Genomic DNA, 22,277 nt, shown 5'->3' with positions numbered 1-22,277 from the left:
CCGCAGGACAGAGCCTAGTGAGTGCATCCGTCGGGCGTTCCGTCAGGCGTCCTCGGCCCATTCGCGCAGGGCGGCCTTGCTGGAGAAATCGGCGACGTTCTTGTCCAGCGGGTCGTCCGTGTACTGGTGGAAGCGCCACTTGGCCTGGATGCGGGGCTTGCCCGACGTCACGTAGTCGGCGATCCAGAGACCGTCTCCGGCGTACGAGGTCGTATCCACATTGAGCCAGAAGTTCCGATTGCAGTACAAAATGACCCGGTTGTTGGGTCGCAGTTCCTTCAGCTTGCGGATGAAGCGGTCCTTTTCCGCGTTGCTGGCGTGCGTGCCCTCGCCCGTCGTCTCCCAGTCCACGGCGAGGATGTCGCCGGCCTTCTCCGGGGCCTTGCCGGCGAAGTACTCGGCCTGGGCCGTGAGGTTGCCCGGCCACAGGAAGTGGTAGAAACCCACCACGCAGCCGGCGTCCCTGGCCCGCTTCGTCTGGGCGCTCAGCTTCGGGTTGACGTACGTCCGGCCTTCCGTGGCCTTGACGAAGACGAAAGACAGGCCCTCGGTGCTGTACGAGGACGACTGGTAGGCGCTTACGTCGATGCCGCGCAACATGCGTGACTCCTTGGTGCTGGGTGGCCGGAGACACGGGTGTGCCTCCTGGGGCCTGTGGGGGGCAATCTCCTTTGTGGTGCCCGCACTTGGCCCGTACTACCCTCACGCACGTCAGCGCCCCGAAGGCCGCGCCGGAGCGCGCGCCCCTCGGGGCGGAACCCAAGGGGCAGTCCCGAGGAGCAGGTTCCGAGGGCTCAGCACTCGATGATGTTCACCGCCAGGCCGCCCCGCGCCGTCTCCTTGTACTTGACGGACATGTCCGCGCCCGTCTCCTTCATCGTCTTGATGACCTTGTCGAGGGACACCTTGTGGGAGCCGTCGCCGCGCATGGCCATCTTCGCCGCCGTGACCGCCTTGACCGCGGCCATGCCGTTGCGTTCGATGCAGGGGATCTGGACGAGGCCGCCGACCGGGTCGCAGGTGAGGCCGAGGTTGTGCTCCATGCCGATCTCGGCGGCGTTCTCGACCTGTTCGGGAGATCCGCCGAGCACCTCCGCCAGCGCGCCCGCCGCCATCGAGCAGGCCGAGCCGACCTCGCCCTGGCAGCCGACCTCGGCGCCCGAGATCGACGCGTTCTCCTTGAAGAGCATGCCGATGGCGCCCGCGGCGAGCAGGAAGCGTACGACGCCGTCCTCCTTCTCGGCCTCGGTGGCGGAGGCGCCCGCGACGAAGTTCACGTAGTAGTGCAGGACCGACGGGATGATGCCCGCGGCGCCGTTGGTGGGGGCGGTCACGACCCGGCCGCCCGCGGCGTTCTCCTCGTTCACCGCCATCGCGTACAGGGTGATCCACTCCATGGCGTGGGCCAACGGGTCGCCCTCGGCGCGCAGTTGGCGGGCCGACATGGCCGCGCGGCGGCGCACGCGCAGGCCGCCCGGCAGGATGCCCTCGCGGGACATGCCGCGCGAGACGCATGCCTGCATCACCCGCCAGATGGCGAGGAGCCCCTCGCGTATCTCCTCCTCGGTGCGCCAGGCCCGCTCGTTCTCCAGCATCAGCGCGGAGATGGACAGGCCCGTCTCCTGGGTGAGCCGCAGCAGTTCGTCGCCCGTGCGGAAGGGGTACTTCAGGACCGTGTCGTCCAGCTTGATGCGGTCCGCGCCGACGGCGTCCTCGTCGACGACGAACCCGCCGCCCACCGAGTAGTACGTCTTCGACAGCACCTCGGCGCCCGAGGCGTCGTACGCCCACAGGGTCATGCCGTTCGCGTGGTACGGCAGTGTCTTGCGGCGGTGCAGCACGAGGTCGTCGTCGAAGGAGAAGTCGATCTCGTGCTCGCCGAGCAGGTCGAGGCGGCCCGAGGATCTGATCTTCTCGACCCGGTCGTCGGCGCCCTCGACGTCCACCGTGCGGGGCGAGGCGCCCTCCAGGCCGAGCAGCACCGCCTTGGGGGTCCCGTGGCCGTGGCCGGTCGCGCCGAGGGAGCCGTACAACTCGGCGCGGACCGCGGTCACGGGGGACAGCAGGTCCTCGTTGCGCAGGCGGTGCGCGAACATGCGCGCCGCGCGCATCGGGCCGACCGTGTGGGAGCTGGACGGGCCGATGCCGATCGAGAACAGGTCGAAGACCGAGATGGCCACGGGAACTCCTCAAAGCGGGGTGAAGCGGGGTACGGCAGGGGTGGGGCGGGGTGTGGCCCGGGTGCGGCACGCGTCTGACGGGGTACCGCGCACCTTCCAGTGTGCGCGGTACCCCGCGAAACGGGACTACTTGCCCAGACCGGGGTACAGCGGGTGCTTTTCGGCCAGGGCGGTCACGCGGGCCTTGAGCGCCGCCGCGTCGAAGACCGGCTTGAGGGTCTCGGCGATGACGTCCGCGACCTCGGTGAAGTCCTCGGCGGTGAAGCCGCGGGTGGCGAGCGCCGGCGTACCGATGCGCAGGCCCGAGGTGACCATCGGGGGCCTGGGGTCGTTCGGGACGGCGTTGCGGTTGACCGTGATGCCGACCTCGTGGAGCCGGTCCTCGGCCTGCTGGCCGTCCAGCTCGGACTCGCGCAGGTCGACCAGGATCAGGTGCACGTCCGTGCCGCCGGAGAGCACGTTCACCCCGGCCTCGCGGGCGTCGGCCGCGGTCAGCCGCTCGGCGAGGATCCGCGCGCCCTCGACCGTACGCTGCTGGCGCTCCTTGAACTCCTCCGTGGCCGCGACCTTGAAGGAGACCGCCTTGGCCGCGATCACGTGCTCCAGGGGCCCGCCCTGGAAGCCCGGGAAGACGGACGAGTTCAGCTTCTTCGCGAAGGCCTTCTTGGCGAGGATGATCCCGCCGCGGGGCCCGCCGAGCGTCTTGTGGGTGGTGGAGGTGACGACGTCCGCGTACTCCACCGGGTTCGGGTGCAGGCCCGCCGCGACGAGGCCCGCGAAGTGCGCCATGTCGACCCACAGGTACGCCTCGACCTCGTCCGCGATGCGGCGGAACTCGGCGAAGTCCAGCTGGCGGGGGTACGCCGACCAGCCCGCGATGATCACCTTGGGGCGGTGCTCCTTGGCGAGCCGCTCGACCTCGGCCATGTCGACCAGGCCGGCGTCGTCCACGTGGTAGGCGACCACGTCGAACTGCTTGCCGGAGAAGTTCAGCCGCATCCCGTGGGTCAGGTGGCCGCCGTGGGCGAGGTCGAGGCCCAGGATGGTGTCACCGGGCTGGGCCAGCGCGAAGAGCGCGGCCTGGTTGGCGGAGGCGCCCGAGTGCGGCTGCACGTTGGCGTACTCGGCGCCGAACAGCTCCTTGACCCGGTCGATCGCGATCTGCTCGGCGACGTCGACGTGCTCGCAGCCGCCGTAGTAGCGGCGGCCTGGGTAGCCCTCGGCGTACTTGTTGGTGAGGACCGAGCCCTGGGCCTCCATGACCGCGACCGGGGCGAAGTTCTCCGAGGCGATCATCTCAAGGGTGGACTGCTGACGGTTCAGCTCGGCGTCGAGGGCGGCGGCGACGTCCGGGTCGAGTTCGTGCAGGGGCGTGTTCAGAAGCGACATCGGTCTGGGGTCCTTAGCGAGGAGCCGGAATCAGGAGCCGGAATATTCGGTGTACTCGGCGGCGGAGAGCAGGTCCTTCGGCTCGTCCGCGACCCGTACCTTGAAGAGCCAGCCACCCTCGAAGGGAGCGGTGTTCACCAGCGCGGGGTCGTCCACGACATCCTGGTTGATCTCGGTGATCTCACCGGTGACGGGCGAGTACAGGTCGCTCACCGACTTGGTCGACTCCAGCTCGCCGCAGGTCTCGCCCGCGGTCACCGCGGCACCGACCTCGGGGAGCTGGACGTACACCACGTCACCCAGCGCGTTGGCCGCGTGCTCCGTGATGCCGACCGTCGAGACGCCGTCCTCGGCGCCCGACAGCCACTCGTGCTCCTTGCTGTAGCGCAGCTCTTGGGGGTTGCTCATGGCCTGAATTCTCCTGTACGCGAGGGAGTGCTGATGCAGGGGGAGTGCGGGTGAGCTGGGCGGATGTGCCCAGAGTCACTTCTTACGGCCGGGCTTCGCCGACCAGTGTCACTTCTGGCGCTTGTAGAACGGCAGTGCCACGACCTCGTACGGCTCGTGGCTGCCCCGGATGTCCACGCCCACACCGGTCGTGCCGGGCGCGGAGTGCTCCGCGTCGACGTACGCCATCGCGATCGGCCTGCCGAGCGTCGGCGAGGGCGCGCCGGAGGTGACCTCGCCGATCACCTGGCCGTCGGCGACGACGGGGTAGCCGGCGCGCGGGACCCGGCGGCCCTCGGCGATCAGGCCGACCAGGACGCGCGGGGGCTGCGACTCGGCGCGGGCGGCGGCGGCGGACAGCGCCTCGCGTCCCACGAAGTCGCCCTCCTTCTCGAACTTCACGACCCGGCCGAGACCCGCGTCGAACGGGGTGAGGGAGGTGCTCAGCTCGTGCCCGTACAGCGGCATGCCCGCTTCCAGGCGCAGGGTGTCGCGGCAGGACAGGCCGCAGGGGGCGAGCCCGGCGGCGGCTCCCGCGTCGGTCAGCGCCTGCCACAGCTTCTCGGCGTCGGCCGGGGCCACGAACAGCTCGAAGCCGTCCTCGCCGGTGTAACCGGTGCGGGCGATCAGGGCGGGGACGCCCGCGACGGTGCCGGGCAGGCCCGCGTAGTACTTCAGGCCGTCCAGGTCGGCGTCGGTGAGGGACTTCAGGATGCCGGGGGACTCGGGCCCCTGTACGGCGAGCAGGGCGTAGGCGTCCCGGTCGTCGCGCACCTCGGCGTCGAAGCCCTCGGCGCGCTCCGTGAGGGCGTCCAGGACCACCTGGGCGTTGGAGGCGTTCGCCACGACCATGTACTCGGTGTCGGCGAGGCGGTAGACGATCAGGTCGTCGAGGATGCCGCCGTCGGCCCGGCAGATCATGGTGTAGCGGGCGCGGCCGGTCTTCACACCGCCGATGTTGCCGACCAGCGCGAAGTCGAGGAGCGCTGCGGCCTGCGGGCCGCTCACCGTGATCTCGCCCATGTGCGAGAGGTCGAAGAGACCGGCCCGGGTCCGCACGGCGAGGTGCTCGTCGCGCTCGGAACCGTATCGCAGCGGCATGTCCCAGCCCGCGAAGTCGGTCATGGTCGCGCCCAGCGAGCGATGCAGGGCATCGAGGGCGGTACGGCGCGGTTCGACGGGGGTGTTGCTGCTCATCGGCGGGGCTCCCAAGGCATGACGGCGAGGTCGTTCCTCCCCATCTGTCATCGGAACCTGAGAGGTTCGCCGTGTCCACCGGTGAATACGGGGGTCACTGACTTGCACCTTGGGTGGGGCCGACGCCCTGGCGGTCAGGGGGCGGCCCGCTTTTCAGATGTGCCTCGTCCGCGCGGTAACGGGGGCCTGAGAGATTCAAGGGAGGGACTTGCTCCTTCGGCGCCCGGGCACTCGTACACCTGCGTGTACATGTTCCCGGAACTCTCCCGCGCGGATTCAAGCGGCCGGTATGCAGTTGGCGGGCACATCATTGCACGCCCCCGGCCCGGGGAGGGGGCCGCGCGGTGTCCGGACCGGTGGCCAGGGTGTTCACAGGGATCTGTGACGGGGCTGTGGCAGGACAAGAACAGAAACGGGGGGACCAGCGCATTACCTTCTCTTTACACTCGATGGAGATGGGTCTGCCGACCCCATGGGGAGGACGATCAGGGTGAACAGGACCACGGCGTACGCGACCGGCACGGGCATCGCGCTGCCCAAGCAGCCACCCGCTCCGGCCAGGGAGGCGTGCGACCCGTTGGTGACGCCCGTCGTCCGCGATCTACGGGCCCGCTCGGGGCACAGCCCGCACGGTCTGCGCTTCGGCGCGGCCGACCTGGTGGTGGTCACGGGGCTGCCGGGCAGCGGCAAATCGACCCTGATGCGCCGGGCGGTGACCGGCCGCCGCATCGACTCCCAGGACACCCGCGACCGCTGGGACGCGCGCCTGGCCCGCTTCCTGCCGTACGCCGTCTACCGGCCCCTCGTCCGCGCCGCGCACTACGCGGGCCTGCGCCGGGCCCTGCGCTCGGGGGAGGGCGTCGTCGTGCACGACTGCGGTACGCAGGCCTGGGTGCGCGACTGGCTCGCCCGGGACGCCCGGCGCCGCGGCGGCACCCTGCACCTGCTGCTCCTCGACGTCGATCCCGGCACGGCCCTCGACGGTCAGCGCGAGCGCGGCCGGGGGGTGTCGCGGTACGCGTTCGCGCGCCACCGCGGCGCGGTCGCCCGGCTGCTGCGGTCCGTGGAGAAGGGCGACCTCCCGGACGGCTGCGGTTCCGCGGTGCTCGTCGACCGTGCCGCGGCGGACGTACTGCGCCGCATCGATTTCGGCGACTGACGGCGACTAACCTCGTCAACCGCACACGGCGGTTGGAGCAGGCGGTGGAGATGGACTTCCGGGCACAGGACATTCCGGCACACGCGCACCCCCACACGGGGTGGCCGGGCAACGAGGTGGAGGAGGTGCTCGCGGCCTCCCTGGGGCTGCCTCCGTCGGCCTCGACGGGGGCCCGGATCGTGGAGACCCTCGGGCGCAGCTTCATCTGGGTGCCGCTGCCCGAGGGGGGCGGCCCGCACAGCGGCCCGCTCGACCTGCCCACGATGGAGCTGGGCGGGCAGGCGTACGTGCCGGTCTTCACCTCGGAGCAGCAGTTCCGCCAGGTCGTCGGTGACCACATGGCGTACACGGTGGCGCCCGCCGTGGAGTTCGCGCGCGGTCTGCCGCCCCAGGTCGGCATCGTGCTGAACCCGGACGGCACGGTGGGCATACCGCTGCCCCCGGGGGCCGTCGCCGAGCTGTGCCGGGCCGGCCGGACCGAGCTGGACGGGCCCGCGAGCGGCGGCCGGGTCCGGCTGTTCCAGCCCGACTGGCAGGACGACCCGGTGGACTTCCTGGCCGCGGCCTCGGCGGAGTTCGACGCGACCGGCGTGGTGGCGAGCGCCCGGCGCTGTCTGGCGAGCATCGAGGGCGGCGACACGGTGATGTTCGTCGGCGTGGAGGCGACCCACTGGGACGAGAACGCACGCGCCCTCCCCCTGGACGCCCTGGGCCGGGCCCTGGGCCGGATTCCCGTGCCCCACCCCGTGAGCCTGGTCTTCCTGGACGTGGCCCAGGACCCGGTGGCGGACTGGCTCAGGGAAAAGGTGCGCCCGTTCTACACCCGGGCCTTCTAGACGGGCCGGGCCCGAAGGGGCGCGGGGCCGCTTCGTGGTGCGGCTCCGCCGCGGGGCGTGGCCGCCCCACACGGCCCGCACCCGACAGCGCACAGAGAGTCCCGAGCCCGAATCGCCAAACCCGGCGGAGCGCAACGGTGCTGTCGGGATCGCCACTTAAGCTGGTTTCATGGCTCGGTCGGGGTGGTGCGATGTTCAAGTGAACGCGCACCTCACCGAATGGACCCGTATGTCAGTGATGTCGCGAAGGGGCGGTAGAAGGTGAGCGCGTCGGGCACGGCCGCGGCCGGGCAGGTCGAGCACATGCTGCGCCAGGTGACGCCCGGGCGTTACGACGCCTACGAGGCGCTCCTTCGCGCGCTCGCGACCCCGCCGTCCGGCCAGGTGTGGATGCTCCTCTGGCACGGCCAGGCGGGCTCGCCCGACGCCCAGTACGGGAACATGGAGGTCGACGGCTTCGGCTACGCCCCCTGTGTGACCTCCGCCCAGGAGCTCTCGGCCAGCGGCTGGAACCGTTCGTACGAGGTGGTCGACGGGCTCGACGTGGCCCGCACCCTCTACCCCGACCACTACGGCCTCTGGCTGAACCCGCACGCGCCGGGCGGCGGCGTCGGCATCCCCTGGCTGGACCTGCGGCGCATCGCCACCGGTCTGGAGCGGCAGCCCGCGGGTCCGCTGCGGCTGTCCGAACCGGGCATCGAGATCCCGCAGTTCTACGCCCTGCTCACCCAGAACGCGCACCGGACGGCAGCCGTCCGCTCGCTGCGCCGCGCCTGGGTGCAGCCCGCGCTCGGAGCCCCGTACCTCGCCATCGGGCTTGATGTGTACGACACCAGCCCGCCGGCCGTGGACTCGGTGCGGGCGATGATGCAGCAGTCGATCGGCGCGGTGCCGGACGGGCTGCCGGTGTCGACCGTCGCGATGTCCGACGCGTACGACCCGGTGGCTCTGTGGCTGCGCGCCAACGCGCGGCCGTTCTACGACCGGGAGGCGCACGCGGCTCCCGTCCAGGCGCCGGCGGCGGGCGGTTACGGGTTCCCCGGCACGTACTGAGATGATCTGGAGGGACGGCGTCCATCCCTCGGGGTGGCCGCGGTCCGTCAGGTGGAGTCCACCCAGTGGAGCATCCGCTCTCACACCCGTACCGCCGCTGGGCGGAATGTCCCGATCTACGCGGGTAAATGAGCTGCGGGGCCCCTTTCGCCCCAAGTGTCATGTGTCCGACCCCCGTTACCCGGCGTTCGGATAACGGAACCCTCCTGACGGCATCACGGTTGCGCATCCATTCGCCTTCAAGTCTGGCTTCAGATCACCGAGGCGTTGAAGACTCCCGGTCCAGGGGGTTTAAACCTCCTGATGTGTACGACGGACTGATCACGCCGCTACAGCGGCAAGCGTGGGCCGGCTACCGCCGGTTGAGAGGGGTCCCTGCCACGATGACGGCACCATTGCACGAGCCGACGGCTGAAGCCGCACCGAGCGCGGCCGACGAGGCGGCGCTCATTGCCGGCTCCGCCGAGGCGAAGGCGGTACAAGGACGTTCCCTCGGCCGCATCGCCTGGGAGCGCCTGAAGCGCGACAAGCTGGCCCTCGCGGGCGGCATGGTCGTGCTCGTGCTGATCCTGATCGCGCTGCTCGCTCCAGTGATCGCCAACCTGGTCGGACAGGATCCAGAGACGCACCACGAGGACCTGATCGACCCGCTCTTCTCGACCCCCACCGGGTCCTTCGGCGGCATCAGCGGGGACCACCTCTTCGGTGTCGAACCCGTCAGCGGCCGCGACATCTTCGCCCGGATCATCTACGGAGCCCGGATCTCCCTGCTGGTCGGCTTCCTGTCGGCCCTGGTCGCCGTGGTGCTCGGCACGATCCTCGGTGTACTCGCCGGCTACTTCGGCGGCTGGATCGACGCGACCGTCAGCCGGGTCATGGACGGTCTGCTGGCCTTCCCGCAGCTGCTCTTCATCATCGCGCTGGTCTCGGTCATGCCGAACGAGATGCTCGGTCTGACCGGCACGGGCGTGCGCCTGTTCGTGATGATCCTGGTCATCGGCTTCTTCGGCTGGCCCTACGTCGGCCGCGTGGTCCGCGGCCAGACGCTCTCGCTGCGCGAACGCGAGTACGTCGAAGCCGCGCGCAGCCTCGGAGCCGGACGGTTCTACATCCTGTTCAAGGAGCTGCTGCCCAACCTGGTCGCTCCGATCATCGTCTACACGACGATGATGATCCCGACCAACATCCTCACCGAGGCGGCGCTCAGCTTCCTGGGCGTCGGCGTCAAGCCGCCGACCGCCTCGTGGGGGCAGATGCTCTCCGCCGCGATCGACTACTACGAGTCGGATCCCATGTACATGGTGATCCCGGGCGTGGCGATCTTCATCACGGTGCTCTCCTTCAACCTCTTCGGTGACGGCGTGCGTGACGCGCTCGACCCGAAGGGCTCCCGCTGAACTGCCGTACCCCCAAGGGCCCGTCATCTGTCGACGGGCCGCTACATATCGGAGGATCCGAGTGAGTACCCAACGCACCACAGGGCGGCGCAAGCAGGCCGTGGCCGCCGCAGCCGTGGTCGCTGCACTGCTGTCCACGGCGGCGTGCGGCGGCGGCAACGACGACGACGGGGGCGGTTCGAAGACCGGCGCGGCCGGCTTCGACGCCGCGAACAACAAGGTCGCCCAGGCCTCCCTCGCCAAGAAGGGCGGCACGCTGAAGTTCGCGGGCGCCCAGGATGCCGACTCGTGGGACACCACCCGCGGTTACTACGGCTTCATGTGGAACTTCTCCCGGTACTACAGCCGCCAGCTGGTGACCAACAAGACGGCGCCGGGTGCCACGGGCGCCGAGGTCACGCCGGACCTCGCCGAGAAGACGGCGGAGATCTCGGACGACGGCAAGACCTACAAGTACACGCTGCGTGAGGGCTCGACCTGGGAAGATGGCAAGCCCATCACCTCCAAGGACGTCAAGTACGGCATCGAGCGCGCGTGGGCGCAGGACGTGCTCTCCGGCGGTCCCATCTACCTTCAGCAGGTCCTGGACCCGAAGAAGGAGTACAAGGGCCCGTACAAGGACAAGTCGGCGGACAAGCTCGGCCTGAAGGCGATCGAGACGCCCGACGACAAGACCATCATCTTCAAGCTTCCCGCGGCGAACTCGGACTTCGAGGAGATGCTCGCGCTGACCTCGGCGTCCCCGGTCCGCCAGGACAAGGACACCAAGTCCAAGTACGGCCTGAAGCCGTTCTCGTCCGGCCCGTACAAGTTCCAGTCGTACACGCCGAGCAAGGGCATCGTGCTCGTCCGCAACACCGAGTGGAAGGCGTCCTCGGACCCCGTCCGCAAGGCGTACCCGGACAAGATCACGGTCGACTTCTTCACCAACGCCAATGACATGGACCAGCGCCTGATCAAGGGCGACTACGACCTGGACATCGGCCAGACCGGTCTCTCCCCGCAGGGCCGCACCACCGCCCTGAAGCAGCACAAGGCCAACCTGGACAACCCGGTCTCCGGCTACATCCGCTACGCGGTCTTCCCGCAGAGCGTCAAGCCGTTCGACAACGAGCACTGCCGCAAGGCCGTGATCTACGGTGCCGACCACGAGTCGCTCCAGACCGCTCGTGGCGGCCCGGTCGCCGGTGGTGACATCGGTACCAACATGCTGCCGCCGTCGGTCCCGGGCTCCGAGGGCCAGAAGTACGACCCGTACGAGCTGGCCACGGCCAACAAGAACGGCAACGCCGCCAAGGCCAAGGAAGAGCTCAAGGCCTGCGGCAAGCCGAACGGCTTCAAGACCACCATCGCGGTGCGTAACAACAAGCCGGTCGAGGTCGCGACCGCCGAGTCCCTCCAGGCCTCGCTGAAGAAGGTCGGCATCACCGTCGACATCGAGCAGTTCGACGGTGCCCAGACCACCGGCATCATCGGTAGCCCCTCGAACGTGAAGAAGAAGGGCTACGGCATCATCATCATGGGCTGGGGCCCCGACTTCCCCAGCGTCCAGGGTTACGGCCTGCCCCTGTGGAGCAGCGACTACATCCTTGAGAGCGGCAACAACAACTTCGCCCTGATCAAGGACAAGACGATCGACGGACTCTTTGACAGCTACACCAAGGAGCTCGACGACACGAAGAAGGCCGCGATCTCCACGGAGATCAACCACAAGGTCATGGAGGGCGGTTACTACCTGCCCTTCGTCTTCGAGAAGTTCATCAACTGGCGCTCCAACCGGCTGGCGAACGTGTACACGACCGACGGCTACAGCGGTCAGTACGACTTCGTCAACCTCGGCCTGAAGAAGTAACACCGACCGGCGCACCCGCCATACGGCACGAAAGGCAGGTGAAGGCCGGCGCGGCGTGACCCGCGGGCCACCGGAAGACCTCCGGTGGCCCGCGGCACCGCCGCCGGGCCGAGAGCAGTGCTCGCATACCTCATCAGGCGGCTCTTCGCCGCCGCAGTGATGCTGGTGGTCATCATTCTGGTGGTCTTCGGCATCTTCTTCCTCGTCCCCCGCTGGGCGGGCGTGGACCCGGCCACGATGTTCGTCGGCAAGCAGGCGGACCCTGCGGCCATCGAGGCCGTGCGGCAGAAGCTCGGTCTGGCAGACCCGATCTTCGCCCAGGTCTGGGAGTTCTTCAAAGGCCTGTTCGTAGGCCGTACGTACTCGGGTGGCGGCGACGTCACGGAGTGCGCGGCGCCCTGCTTCGGCTACTCCTTCCGCAACGAGCAGGCCATCTGGCCGGTGCTCACCGACCGCTTCCCGGTGACCCTGGGTCTCGCGCTCGGTGCCGCCTTCCTGTGGCTGATCTTCGGTGTGGCGGCGGGTGTGCTCTCCGCGCTCAAGCGCGGTTCCCTCTGGGACCGCGGCGCGATGATCATCGCCCTCGGCGGCGTCTCGCTCCCCATCTACTTCACCGGCATGCTGTCGCTGGCGATCTTCAGCTACGGACTGGGCTGGATCGACGGCCGGTACGTACCGCTGTCGGAGAGCTTCACCGGCTGGCTCGGCGGCATGATCCTCCCCTGGGTCACGCTCGCGTTCCTCTACGCCGCGATGTACGCCCGCATCACCAGGGCCACCATGATGGAGGTCCTGGGTGAGGACTACATCCGCACGGCCCGTGCCAAGGGGCTGACCGAACCCGTCGTCATCGGGAAGCACGCGATGCGTTCCACCATGACGCCGATCCTCACCATGCTCGGCATGGACCTCGGCGCGCTGATCGGTGGCGCGATCCTCACCGAGACCACCTTCAGCCTTCCCGGCCTCGGCCAGGCCGTCCTCACGGCGATCAGCGACAAGGACCTGCCCGTCATCCTGGGCGTCACGCTGATCACCTCGCTCGCGGTGATCATCGCGAACCTGCTGGTGGACCTGCTGTACGCCGTGATCGACCCCCGAGTGAGGCTCTCATGACCGAACTCAGCAAGAGCGGAGCCGCTGTGGGGGAGCCCGTCAAGGACTCGCCCGCGCCCTCCGCCTTCCTCGAAGTCCGCGACCTCAAGGTGCACTTCCCGACCGACGACGGACTGGTCAAGTCCGTCGACGGACTCAGCTTCACGCTGGAGAAGGGCAAGACCCTCGGCATCGTGGGCGAGTCGGGTTCGGGCAAGTCGGTGACCTCGCTCGGCATCATGGGCCTGCACACGACCGGCCAGTACGGCAAGCGCAAGGCCCAGATCTCCGGCGAGATCTGGCTGGACGGCACGGAACTGCTCACCGCCGACCCCGACCACGTGCGCAAGCTCCGTGGCCGCGAGATGGCGATGATCTTCCAGGACCCGCTGTCGGCGCTGCACCCGTACTACACGATCGGTCAGCAGATCGTGGAGGCGTACCGCATCCACCACAAGGTCGACAAGAAGACGGCCCGCAGGCGGGCCGTCGAGATGCTCGACCGCGTCGGCATCCCGCAGCCGGACAAGCGGGTGGACAGCTACCCGCACGAGTTCTCCGGCGGTATGCGCCAGCGCGCGATGATCGCGATGTCGCTGGTCAACAACCCCGAACTGCTGATCGCGGACGAGCCGACGACCGCCCTGGACGTGACCGTCCAGGCGCAGATCCTCGACCTCATCCGGGACCTGCAGAAGGAGTTCGGCTCCGCGGTCATCGTCATCACCCACGACCTGGGCGTCGTCGCCGAACTCTCCGACGACATCCTGGTGATGTACGGCGGGCGCTGCATCGAGCGGGGTCCGGCCGAGAAGGTCTTCTACGAGCCCAAGCACCCCTACACCTGGGGTCTGCTGGGTTCCATGCCGCGGCTCGACCGCGAGCAGACCGAACGGCTGATCCCGGTCAAGGGCTCCCCGCCCTCGCTGATCAACCTGCCGACGGGCTGCGCCTTCAACCCGCGCTGCGCCTACGCGGACGTACCCAAGGACAACGTCACCCGCACGGTCCGTCCGGAGCTGGCCCAGGTCGGCGGCCGGCACTGGGCCGCCTGCCACATGACGCAGGAGCAGCGGGAACGGATCTGGACCGAAGAGATTGCGCCGAAGCTGTGAGTGACAAAGCAGAGGACAAACCAGTGGCCAACTCCGCACAGCGCGAAGGCGTGGCCGCGGGTGCGACCCTCAACAGGGACGCCGCTCCCGGCGAGACGCTCCTCAAGGTGACCGGGCTGCAGAAGCACTTCCCGATCCGCAAGGGCCTGCTCCAGCGGCAGGTCGGCGCGGTGCGGGCGGTCGACGGCCTCGACTTCGAGGTCAAGTCCGGCGAGACCCTGGGCGTCGTGGGCGAGTCCGGCTGCGGCAAGTCGACGATGGGCCGGCTGATCACGCGGCTGCTCGAACCGACCGCGGGCAAGGTCGAGTTCGAGGGCAAGGACATCACGCACCTCGGGGTGGGCGCGATGCGCCCGATGCGCCGTGACGTCCAGATGATCTTCCAGGACCCGTACTCGTCGCTGAACCCGCGCCACACCATCGGCACGATCATCAGCGCCCCCTTCAAGCTCCAGGGCGTCACGCCCGAGGGCGGTGTCAAGAAGGAGGTCCAGCGGCTGCTGTCGGTGGTCGGGCTCAACCCCGAGCACTACAACCGCTACCCCCACGAGTTCTCCGGCGGCCAGCGCCAGCGCATCGGCATCGCCCGCGCGCTCGCGCTCAACCCGAAGATGGTCGTGGCGGACGAGCCGGTCTCCGCGCTCGACGTGTCGATCCAGGCGCAGGTGGTGAACCTGCTGGACGACCTCCAGCAGGAGCTCGGCCTCACGTACGTGATCATCGCGCACGACCTGTCCGTCGTACGCCATGTCTCGGACCGTATCGCCGTGATGTACCTCGGCAAGATCGTCGAGCTGGCCGACCGCGACTCGCTGTACAAGGCGCCGATGCACCCGTACACCAAGGCGCTCATGTCGGCCGTGCCGATCCCGGACCCGCGGCGCAAGTCGGCCAAGAGCGAGCGCATCCTGCTCCAGGGTGACGTGCCCTCGCCGATCTCACCGCCGAGCGGCTGCCGCTTCCACACGCGGTGCTGGAAGGCCACGGAGATCTGCAAGACGACCGAGCCGCCGCTCCTGGAGCTGAAGCCCGGTCAGCAGGTCGCCTGCCACCACCCCGAGAACTTCGAGGACCAGGCACCGCAGGACACCGTGCTGCTGACCGTCGCGAAGCAGGCGGCGGAGCTGGTGGCCGACGAGGTCCTCGCGGAGTCCGCGGCGACCTCGGCCGCGGTGGCGGCGGAGGTCACGGCCACGCCGGCCGAGAAGCCGGCCGTGACCGAGAAGCCTGTCGTCACCGAGACGTCGGCCGTGGCCGCGCCCGAGGACGAGGCTCCCGCCAAGGAGAAGTAGGCAGGAGAAGTAAGCAAGAGAAGTAAGACAAGTAACACCGAGCCCCCGCCTTGCAATGTAAGGCGGGGGCTGTGTGCTGGGTGAGAATGCAGAGGTGCTCCAGCAACTCTTCACGCCCTCCGTCCAGCACACGCTCGAACTCGTCGGCATCTTCTTCTTCGCGATCTCCGGCGCGCTGCTGGCCGTGCGCAAGAACTTCGACGTCTTCGGCATCGCCGTCCTCGCGGAGGTCACCGCGCTGGGTGGCGGCCTGTTCCGGGACCTGATCATCGGAGCCGTGCCGCCCGCGGCCTTCACGGACCTCGGGTACTTCCTCACCCCGCTCCTCGCCACCCTGCTCGTGTTCTTCCTCCACCCCGAGGTGGAACGCATCCAGCTGGGGGTGAACGTCTTCGACGCCGCCGGCCTCGGCCTCTTCTGCGTCTCCGGCACGACGAAGGCGTACGAGTACGGGCTCGGCCTCACCGCTTCCGTGACCCTGGGCCTCGCCACGGCTGTCGGCGGCGGTGTGCTGCGGGACGTCCTCGCCAACGAGGTGCCCTCGCTGCTGCGCTGGGACCGCGACCTGTACGCCGTGCCCGCCATCGTCGGCGCCACGATGGTCGCCCTGTGCATCCGCTACGACGCGCTGAGCCCGTTCACCTCGGGGCTCGCGGTCGTGACGGCCTTCGCGCTGCGGCTGCTCGCGATGCGGTACCACTGGCGCGCGCCCCGGGCGTGGCACCGCCGCTCGACGGCGGTGGAGGTGCCGGAGTGAGTCGGGGTGGGGGAGAGGTGCCGGAGAGGTTCGGGGATAGGTGCGGGAGCGGGCCGGTCCGAGTTCATGTGATCGAAACGGGGAAAGCTACCGCTTAGTAATTACCTGTTGTACCGTTCATCCATGCCAGAAGCAGCTTCCGCGCACGCGCTGCGGTCCAGGATCGGCGACAGCGAGTTCGACCGCGACACCGCGGTCACCCGACGCGAACCCGGCGTCTACGACATCGACCTGTCCGCCGGGTGGACGATCATCAGCGCCGTCAACGGCGGCTACCTCCTCGCCGTCCTGGGCCGCGCGCTCGCCGACGCCCTGCCGCACCCCGACCCGTTCACGGTCTCCGCGCACTACCTGACGGCCTCCCGCCCGGGCCCCGCGGTCGTGCGCACCGACGTCGTACGCACCGGTCGCACCCTCTCCACCGGCCAGGCGTCCCTCTTCCAGTACGACGACGAAGGCCACGAGGTCGAGCGGATCCGCGTCCTCGCCTCGTACGGGGACCTCGACAGCCTGCCCGATGACGTCCGTACGACCGCGACGCCGCCCGCGATCCCGCCGATCGACCAGTGCTTCGGCGCCTCGGACAGCCCCGACGGCGCCCCCGTCCCCGGCAGTTCGGCCATCGCCGACCGGCTGATGCTCAAGCTCGACCCGGGCACGCTCGGCTGGGCCCTCGGAGCGCCGTCCGGCCGGGGCGAGATGCGCGCCTGGTTCGGCCTCGCCGACGGCCGCGACGCCGACCCCCTCTCGCTGCTCCTCGCGGTGGACGCGCTGCCGCCGACCGCCTTCGAACTCGGCCTGAGCGGCTGGGTGCCCACCGTCGAGCTGACCGTGCACGTGCGCGCCCGTCCGGCGCCGGGCCCGCTGCGGATCGCCATCACCACCCGCAACCTCGCGGGCGGTTTCCTGGAGGAGGACGCCGAGGTCTGGGACAGCGCGGACCGCCTCGTCGCCCAGTCGCGCCAGCTGGCCCGGGTACGGCTCGGCTGACCTTCGTACCCTGAGGGTGTGAAGTCCGATCGGCTGCTGTCCATTCTGCTGCTGCTGCAGACCCGTGGCCGGGTGCCCGCGCCCGAACTCGCCGAGCGGCTCGAAGTGTCGGTGCGGACCATCTACCGGGACGTCGAGGCGCTGTCCGCCGCCGGCGTCCCGGTCTACGCCGAGCGCGGCCGGCACGGCGGGATCGAACTGCTCGCCGGATTCCGTACGGACGTCACCGGGCTCACCGCCGACGAGTCGCGCGCCCTGTTCGTGCTGGCCGCACAGGGGGCCCACACCGCGCTCGGCCTCGACGCGGCCCTCGGTTCCGCGCTGCGCAAGGTGATGGCCGCGCTGCCGGAGCCGCACCGGCCCGCCGCCGAGGTGACCAGCCGCCGCATCCTCGTCGACGCCACGCGCTGGACCACGGGCAAGAACGGCGGGCCCCGGGCCGTCGTCGACCTCGGGGTGCTCCAGGACGCCGTGTTCGCCGACCGCAGGCTGCGGATGAGCTATCGCCACGGCGGCGACACCGAGCCGCGTACGTACACCGTGGACCCGTACGGGCTCGTCGCCAAGGCGGGCGTCTGGTACCTCGTGGCCGACCGGCGCGGCAGGCCCCGGCTCTTCCGGGCCGACCGGGTGCGCTCGGCCCGGCTCACCGACGCGCCCGTGCGGCGGCGGCCCGGAGTGGAACTGGCCGACGCCTGGCAGGCGTTGCGGCGCGAGGTCGAGGAGCGGCCCGGCGGGATCGATGTGACCGTGCGGGTACGGCGCGACCGGTTCGACCTGTTCCTGCGCCTGCACGGCGGCACGCTCACCGAGCCGCCCGAGGACGACGGTACGAGCGAGTGGGTCGTGGCGCGGCTCGCGTACGGGGTCGTGGGCGAGGCGCGCCCGCTGCTCGCCTTCGGGGACCGGCTGGAGGTCCTCTCACCGCTCGGGGTGCGCGAGGAGTTGGCGCGGGTGGCGGCCTCCGTCGCGGAGCTGTACGGGCGGTAGGGGCGGGGGAGTTGAGCCGTCCTTTGCCCTCACCACAGGCGGGGCACAGCGCGGGCCCAAGCGGGGCCTATGGATGGTTGGTTGCATGTGTTTCTCAGACTGATCTCATTGATCTCATGCAACGGAGTCGCTCTCATGAAGCGTGTACGCCACGTCCCCGCCGTCGCCCTGCTGGCCCTCGCGCCACTCCTGCTGACGGCCTGCGGCTCGGGCGACTCCTCGTCTGACGGCGGCAACGGAACGTCGGCGCAGGCGAGTTGTCAGCCTCCGTCGGGCGGGCCGGGCGGGGGCGCGTCCGGGCGGCCGAGCGGGGCCCCGTCGGGCATGCCGTCCGGGGCGCCCTCGGGAACGCCTTCGGGAGCACCGTCCGGCGCGGCCACGGGGAAAGCCCCGTCGGGCGCGCCTTCCGGGATGCCTTCGGGTATGCCTTCGGGGATGCCGAGCGGTGGTCCCGGCGGCCAGGGCGGCGGCTGCGGGCCGGGCGGCGGTGGCCCTCAAGGACAGGGCGGCCAGAGCCAGGGTCAGGCACAGCAGAGTCAGCAGGCGCAGGGCTAGGGGCGCGGCCCTGGGGGAGGAGGCGGGGCAGCGTCGGGGGCGGGCGTCAGCCCAGCCAGTGGCGGCGGCCGATGCTGATCAGCCGCATCCGGCGCCTCGCCACCCGGGCCACCCGGTCCTCCTCGGCCGGGTCGTCCGGGTCCGCCTCCAGGAAGGCGCTGGCGGTCATCAGCATCTGGTCGACGTAGAGCCCGGCGAGCATCAGCAGATCGTCGTCGCTCCAGCCGTCCGACTCGGCCTGCTTGGCCAGTTCGGCCCGCACCTCGTCGGCGAACCGGTCCATCTGCTCCGCGATCGCGGCCCGGACCTTCTGCACACCCCCGTTGCGCTCGCGGGCGATGAACCGGATGTGCGCCGGATGCTCGCGCACATGACGGGCGATCAGGGCGACGGCCCGGTCTATGCGCTGGTCGCTGTCATCGGCGGTGGAGACCGTGCCGGAGATCATCGGGTGCAGGCTGCCCAGTGCCTCCTCGACCAGGGCGACACCGAGGTCCGCGGTCGAGTGGAAGTGCCGGTAGAAGGCGGTCGGGGCGACGCCGACGGCCCGGGTGACCTCGCGCAGGCCCAGACTGCTGAGGCTCTGCTCCGCAAGCAGGCCCAACGCGGCGTCCAGGAACGCCTGTCGGGTCTTCTGCTTCTGGGCCTGCCGGACGCCAAGACTGTGACTCATGCCATGCAGTAAACAACTGTTCTCCGTGCGGGGAAAGTCGTCGACGCGCTAGACTCCAGAGTCAGTGAACAACTGTTGCCACAATCGTTCACCGAACCGTAACGAGAAGCGCGAAACGAGACACGAGAGGCGACCCATGCTGTTCCTCGTCGCAGCCCTTCTGCTGCTGGGCGTCGTGCTGGGCACCGTGGCCCACGCACCGCTCTCCTTCACCGTCGTGGCCGCCGCGGTCATCGGCGTCTGGCTGACCGTCTTCGCGATCCGCGAACGCCACGGCCGCCGCCGCGGGACCTCGGTCTGAACCGTCCGCCCCGCACGCCACCTGTCCACGTACGACTGCCTGCTGGGAGCAGACCCATGGAACTCACCACCGCCGCCCCGCGCCGCCGAAGCGCCGCCCGTGACGCCGACGGCATGGCCGTCGCGTCCTTCATCCTCGGCCTGGTCGGCCTGCTCGCTCTGAACGTCGTCCTCGGCCCGGTCTCGATCGTCCTGGCCGCGACGGCCCTCTTCCGGGGCACCACCCGCCGCGGACGCGCCTTCCTGGGCCTCGGTCTCGGCGTCGCCGACCTCGTGGTGCTGCTCGCGTTCATGTCGGCGGACAACACCCTGTCCTGGAGTTTCTGAGCCCGGCCGGGCTCAGGTGGGCCCGGCGCGGACCGCGGAGCGGGCGCAAACAGCCCCCGCCTGACCAAGTCGGTCGAGAGCGGGCCCTAGAATCGGGCTCACCATGGCATACCTCGACCACGCCGCGACCACCCCCATGCTTCCGGAGGCGGCCCTGGCAATGACCGCCCAGTTCGCCGTCACGGGCAACGCCTCCTCCCTGCACGCGGCCGGCCGCCGCGCCCGCCGCACGGTCGAGGAATCCCGGGAGACCCTGGCGGAATCCCTGGGTGCCCGCCCCAGCGAGGTGGTCTTCACCTCCGGCGGCACGGAGGCCGACAACCTCGCCGTGAAGGGCCTGTACTGGTCCCGCCGCGACGCCGACCCGGCCCGCACCCGGGTCCTGGCCAGCCCCGTCGAACACCACGCCGTCCTCGACGCCGTCCACTGGCTCGGCGAGCACGAGGGCGCCACGGTCGAGTACCTTCCCGTCGACCGGTACGGCCGCGTCCACCCCGACGCCCTGCGCGAGGCCATCGCCCGCAACCCCGACGACGTCGCCCTCGCGACCGTCATGTGGGCGAACAACGAGATCGGCACGATCATGCCGGTCCGTGAACTCGCGGATGTGGCGGGGGAGTTCGAGATCCCGCTGCACGCGGACGCCGTCCAGGCATTCGGCCAGGTCCCTGTCGACTTCGCAGCCTCGGGACTCGCCGCGATGACCGTCTCGGGGCACAAGATCGGCGGCCCGTACGGCATCGGGGCGCTGCTGCTCGGCCGCGAGTACAGCCCCGTACCGGTCCTGCACGGCGGTGGCCAGGAACGCCATGTCCGGTCCGGCACCCTCGACGTACCGGCCGTCGCCGCGTTCGCCGTCGCGGGCCGGACCGCCGCCGACCAGCGGGAGTGGTTCGACCGGGAGATCGGCTCGCTGCGCGACGACCTGGTCGACGCGGTACGCGCGGCCGTGCCGGACGCGATCCTCGGCGGCGACCCGGCGGACGGGGGCCGCCTGCCGGCGAACGCCCACTTCACGTTCCCGGGCTGCGAGGGCGACTCCCTGCTCCTGCTGCTCGACGCCCAGGGCATCGAGTGCTCAACGGGCTCCGCGTGCACGGCGGGTGTGGCCCAGCCCAGCCACGTCCTCCTCGCCACCGGCACCGACCCGGACCTGGCCCGCGGCACCCTCCGCTTCTCCCTCGGCCACACGTCGACGGAGGCGGACGTGGAGGCGGTGGGGAAGGCGATCGGCCCGGCGGTGGAGAGGGCCCGGACGGCGGGCCTGAGCTAGGCGTCTCGCCGGGGCCCTGCCCGTACTGGAAGGCCCCCGCCGGGAGGGTCCCTGTCGCGGTCCCTATCGCATCGTGACGAGGACGACGCTGCTGAGCACGCTCGTGATGACGAAGAACGGCGCGTTGAGGACGCCGTAGTACAGCGGGCGCGGGAAGTTCGGGTTGATGGCGATCTGGAAGGTCATCGCGCTGAGATAGCCGACACCGACGAGGAGCCCGAAGACCACGGCGTCACCCAGGCCGGTGATGTCGAGGGCCTCGACGAGTACGGCGCTGGTCAGGACGGTGACCGCCAGGCACACCAGCGGGCCGGCGGCGGTGACCGCAGTCTGCGCCGGAGCGGGCGCGCCCGCACGGCCGAGGGCGACGGCGTACGGCTTGGCGATCACGACGGCGAACCAGAGGCCGGCGAGCACGATCGACGCGACGGCCGCGATGACGACGGCGAGCCAGTTGATGTCGGCGAGAACGGAGAACACGCGCAGACTCCTTGGGAGGGCGAACGAGCGGCCGGTGCGACCGCCGAACAGGAGTCTGCGCGAGGTACAGGACAGGTTGTGGCCGCTACTGCAGCAGCAGTCCGGCGGACTACGCGCCGCGCGCGGTCGTCCGGGTCGCCCCGCCCGTCCTGCCCGCCCCGCTGGCCTTTGTCGCCTTCGTCGCCCCGGATGTCGAGCCCGCTGTCGGGGAGGCGGTGGGACCGGCCGTCCGCTCGGCGTCGCGCTTCGCCGCCTCGCGCACCAGGGGTATGTACCGGTCCCAGTCCCAGTGCGGCCCGGGATCGGTGTGGTCGGTGCCCGGCACCTCGACGTGCCCGATGATGTGCTCGCGGTCGACGGAGATGTCGTAACGGGCGCAGATCCGAGCGGTCAGCCGGGCCGACGCCTCGTACATGGCGTCCGTGAAGTCCTCCGGCCGGTCGACGAACCCCTCGTGCTCGATGCCGACGCTGCGCTCGTTGAACTCGCGGTTGCCCGCGTGGAAGGCCACGTCCAGCTCGCGGATCATCTGCGTGATACGGCCGTCCTTGCCGACGATGTAGTGCGCGGCGGCGCCGTGGCCGGGATCCTGGAAGACCTTCACCGCGCTCTTGAAACTGCCCTGCGTGACATGGATGATCACGCGGTCTATGCCGAAGTCGTCGGGCCGGTCCGCCCGCCGCCAGTTCGCCGAGGACGCGGCCACCCAGCGCGCGCCCCCGAAGTCGACCTCGCCCTCCTTGCGCGGCTTCTCCACGCCCGGTGTGCGCCACCACAGGCGCCCCAGCTCGTCCCGCGCCAGCACGGCGGTGCCCACGGCCGCCGCGGCCCCGCCGATGAGCAGCGCGCGGCGCCCGATACGGCGGTCCGAGTCGTTCGTGGTCTCCCCCATGCGATCTTCAACGGATACTCGCGGGCTC

Annotated in this window: 22 protein-coding genes and 1 riboswitch; of the genes, 14 read left to right on the top strand and 8 right to left on the bottom strand. The window is 70.2% G+C overall.

Annotated features, from left to right (window positions below; genetic code table 11):
* Nucleotides 1-42 precede the first annotated feature (42 nt).
* From IE278_RS29360 to gcvT, 5 genes are all read right to left on the bottom strand, one after another.
* A complete protein-coding gene (locus IE278_RS29360) occupies nt 43-600 on the bottom strand; it encodes a glycoside hydrolase family 25 protein (protein ID WP_189776275.1) in 558 nt (185 codons plus the stop codon).
* Nucleotides 601-794: 194 nt separating this feature from the next.
* Nucleotides 795-2,180, bottom strand: coding sequence for an L-serine ammonia-lyase (locus IE278_RS29355; protein WP_189776274.1), 1,386 nt, complete (start codon nt 2,178-2,180; stop codon nt 795-797).
* 126 nt (nt 2,181-2,306) lie between these two features.
* Nucleotides 2,307-3,569 (bottom strand): serine hydroxymethyltransferase, encoded by a 1,263-nt coding sequence (gene glyA, locus IE278_RS29350; RefSeq protein ID WP_213089752.1) that lies wholly within the window; start codon nt 3,567-3,569, stop codon nt 2,307-2,309.
* 30 nt (nt 3,570-3,599) lie between these two features.
* Complete coding sequence (gene gcvH, locus IE278_RS29345; RefSeq protein ID WP_189776273.1) at nt 3,600-3,977, bottom strand: glycine cleavage system protein GcvH; 378 nt, start codon at nt 3,975-3,977, stop codon at nt 3,600-3,602.
* 108 nt (nt 3,978-4,085) lie between these two features.
* Nucleotides 4,086-5,213 carry a glycine cleavage system aminomethyltransferase GcvT gene (gcvT, locus tag IE278_RS29340; protein ID WP_189776272.1) on the bottom strand — a complete coding sequence of 376 codons (1,128 nt, stop codon included), beginning with the start codon at nt 5,211-5,213 and terminating at the stop codon, nt 4,086-4,088.
* Between the two features lie 163 nt (nt 5,214-5,376).
* Nucleotides 5,377-5,492: riboswitch (glycine riboswitch) on the bottom strand.
* Nucleotides 5,493-5,685: 193 nt separating this feature from the next.
* Here gcvT and IE278_RS29335 point away from each other — a divergent pair.
* From IE278_RS29335 to IE278_RS29285, 11 genes are all read left to right on the top strand, one after another.
* A complete protein-coding gene (locus tag IE278_RS29335) occupies nt 5,686-6,372 on the top strand; it encodes an AAA family ATPase (protein ID WP_189776271.1) in 687 nt (228 codons plus the stop codon).
* A 50-nt stretch (nt 6,373-6,422) separates the two neighbouring features.
* Nucleotides 6,423-7,208: an enhanced serine sensitivity protein SseB gene (locus IE278_RS29330; protein WP_189776301.1), complete on the top strand. Its 786-nt coding sequence runs from the start codon at nt 6,423-6,425 to the stop codon at nt 7,206-7,208.
* 261 nt (nt 7,209-7,469) lie between these two features.
* The gene (locus IE278_RS29325; RefSeq protein WP_189776270.1) at nt 7,470-8,261 is read left to right on the top strand and encodes an enhanced serine sensitivity protein SseB C-terminal domain-containing protein; all 792 of its coding nucleotides are present in this window, start codon (nt 7,470-7,472) and stop codon (nt 8,259-8,261) included.
* 383 nt (nt 8,262-8,644) lie between these two features.
* Nucleotides 8,645-9,658 carry an ABC transporter permease gene (locus tag IE278_RS29320; protein ID WP_189776269.1) on the top strand — a complete coding sequence of 338 codons (1,014 nt, stop codon included), beginning with the start codon at nt 8,645-8,647 and terminating at the stop codon, nt 9,656-9,658.
* 61 nt (nt 9,659-9,719) lie between these two features.
* Entirely contained in the window at nt 9,720-11,510 is a 1,791-nt protein-coding gene (locus IE278_RS29315) for an ABC transporter substrate-binding protein (protein WP_189776268.1), read from the top strand.
* 117 nt (nt 11,511-11,627) lie between these two features.
* Nucleotides 11,628-12,626, top strand: a complete 999-nt coding sequence (locus IE278_RS29310) for an ABC transporter permease (protein ID WP_189776300.1) — start codon at nt 11,628-11,630, stop codon at nt 12,624-12,626.
* A complete protein-coding gene (locus tag IE278_RS29305; protein WP_189776267.1) occupies nt 12,623-13,720 on the top strand; it encodes an ABC transporter ATP-binding protein in 1,098 nt (365 codons plus the stop codon). Before IE278_RS29310 ends, IE278_RS29305 begins: the two co-directional genes overlap by 4 nt.
* A gap of 23 nt (nt 13,721-13,743) precedes the next feature.
* On the top strand, nt 13,744-15,012 hold the full coding sequence (locus IE278_RS29300) for an ABC transporter ATP-binding protein (protein WP_308434950.1): 1,269 nt from the start codon (nt 13,744-13,746) through the stop codon (nt 15,010-15,012).
* Between the two features lie 94 nt (nt 15,013-15,106).
* Nucleotides 15,107-15,769 carry a trimeric intracellular cation channel family protein gene (locus tag IE278_RS29295; protein WP_189776265.1) on the top strand — a complete coding sequence of 221 codons (663 nt, stop codon included), beginning with the start codon at nt 15,107-15,109 and terminating at the stop codon, nt 15,767-15,769.
* 123 nt (nt 15,770-15,892) lie between these two features.
* Nucleotides 15,893-16,759 carry a thioesterase family protein gene (locus IE278_RS29290; protein ID WP_189776264.1) on the top strand — a complete coding sequence of 289 codons (867 nt, stop codon included), beginning with the start codon at nt 15,893-15,895 and terminating at the stop codon, nt 16,757-16,759.
* Between the two features lie 18 nt (nt 16,760-16,777).
* Entirely contained in the window at nt 16,778-17,749 is a 972-nt protein-coding gene (locus tag IE278_RS29285) for a helix-turn-helix transcriptional regulator (RefSeq protein ID WP_189776263.1), read from the top strand.
* 601 nt (nt 17,750-18,350) lie between these two features.
* On the opposite strand, the gene IE278_RS29280 is transcribed toward IE278_RS29285, so the two are convergent.
* Nucleotides 18,351-18,977 carry a TetR family transcriptional regulator gene (locus tag IE278_RS29280; RefSeq protein ID WP_189776262.1) on the bottom strand — a complete coding sequence of 209 codons (627 nt, stop codon included), beginning with the start codon at nt 18,975-18,977 and terminating at the stop codon, nt 18,351-18,353.
* 136 nt (nt 18,978-19,113) lie between these two features.
* Between IE278_RS29280 and IE278_RS29275 the strand changes: the two genes are divergently transcribed.
* From IE278_RS29275 to IE278_RS29265, 3 genes are all read left to right on the top strand, one after another.
* Nucleotides 19,114-19,278, top strand: a complete 165-nt coding sequence (locus IE278_RS29275) for a hypothetical protein (RefSeq protein WP_189776261.1) — start codon at nt 19,114-19,116, stop codon at nt 19,276-19,278.
* 113 nt (nt 19,279-19,391) lie between these two features.
* A complete protein-coding gene (locus IE278_RS29270) occupies nt 19,392-19,604 on the top strand; it encodes a DUF4190 domain-containing protein (RefSeq protein ID WP_407135862.1) in 213 nt (70 codons plus the stop codon).
* Between the two features lie 103 nt (nt 19,605-19,707).
* Complete coding sequence (locus IE278_RS29265; RefSeq protein ID WP_189776259.1) at nt 19,708-20,877, top strand: cysteine desulfurase family protein; 1,170 nt, start codon at nt 19,708-19,710, stop codon at nt 20,875-20,877.
* 63 nt (nt 20,878-20,940) lie between these two features.
* Here IE278_RS29265 and IE278_RS29260 read toward each other — a convergent pair whose 3' ends face one another.
* Together IE278_RS29260 and IE278_RS29255 are read right to left on the bottom strand one after the other, a co-directional pair.
* Entirely contained in the window at nt 20,941-21,357 is a 417-nt protein-coding gene (locus IE278_RS29260; RefSeq protein ID WP_189776258.1) for a DUF1761 domain-containing protein, read from the bottom strand.
* A gap of 109 nt (nt 21,358-21,466) precedes the next feature.
* Nucleotides 21,467-22,249, bottom strand: a complete 783-nt coding sequence (locus IE278_RS29255) for an N-acetylmuramoyl-L-alanine amidase (RefSeq protein ID WP_189776257.1) — start codon at nt 22,247-22,249, stop codon at nt 21,467-21,469.
* Between the last annotated feature and the right edge of the window lie 28 nt (nt 22,250-22,277).

Origin of the sequence: Streptomyces tauricus (assembly GCF_014650955.1) — a bacterium.
Classification (GTDB): Bacteria; Actinomycetota; Actinomycetes; order Streptomycetales; family Streptomycetaceae; genus Streptomyces; species Streptomyces tauricus.
The sequence above is the reverse complement of the archived record's forward strand: the minus strand, read 5'-3'. Positions and strand labels throughout refer to the sequence as shown.

Bases quoted from the DNA above. Each gene is read 5' to 3' on its own strand.
- IE278_RS29360 (WP_189776275.1), bottom strand. From the start codon at position 600: ATGTTGCGCGGCATCGACGTAAGCGCCTACCAGTCGTCCTCGTACAGC.
- glyA (WP_213089752.1), bottom strand. From the start codon at position 3,569: ATGTCGCTTCTGAACACGCCCCTGCACGAACTCGACCCGGACGTCGCC.
- gcvH (WP_189776273.1), bottom strand. From the start codon at position 3,977: ATGAGCAACCCCCAAGAGCTGCGCTACAGCAAGGAGCACGAGTGGCTG.
- gcvT (WP_189776272.1), bottom strand. From the start codon at position 5,213: ATGAGCAGCAACACCCCCGTCGAACCGCGCCGTACCGCCCTCGATGCC.
- IE278_RS29335 (WP_189776271.1), top strand. From the start codon at position 5,686: ATGGGGAGGACGATCAGGGTGAACAGGACCACGGCGTACGCGACCGGC.
- IE278_RS29330 (WP_189776301.1), top strand. From the start codon at position 6,423: ATGGACTTCCGGGCACAGGACATTCCGGCACACGCGCACCCCCACACG.
- IE278_RS29320 (WP_189776269.1), top strand. From the start codon at position 8,645: ATGACGGCACCATTGCACGAGCCGACGGCTGAAGCCGCACCGAGCGCG.
- IE278_RS29305 (WP_189776267.1), top strand. From the start codon at position 12,623: ATGACCGAACTCAGCAAGAGCGGAGCCGCTGTGGGGGAGCCCGTCAAG.
- IE278_RS29290 (WP_189776264.1), top strand. From the start codon at position 15,893: ATGCCAGAAGCAGCTTCCGCGCACGCGCTGCGGTCCAGGATCGGCGAC.
- IE278_RS29280 (WP_189776262.1), bottom strand. From the start codon at position 18,977: ATGAGTCACAGTCTTGGCGTCCGGCAGGCCCAGAAGCAGAAGACCCGA.
- IE278_RS29275 (WP_189776261.1), top strand. From the start codon at position 19,114: ATGCTGTTCCTCGTCGCAGCCCTTCTGCTGCTGGGCGTCGTGCTGGGC.
- IE278_RS29270 (WP_407135862.1), top strand. From the start codon at position 19,392: ATGGCCGTCGCGTCCTTCATCCTCGGCCTGGTCGGCCTGCTCGCTCTG.
- IE278_RS29265 (WP_189776259.1), top strand. From the start codon at position 19,708: ATGGCATACCTCGACCACGCCGCGACCACCCCCATGCTTCCGGAGGCG.
- IE278_RS29255 (WP_189776257.1), bottom strand. From the start codon at position 22,249: ATGGGGGAGACCACGAACGACTCGGACCGCCGTATCGGGCGCCGCGCG.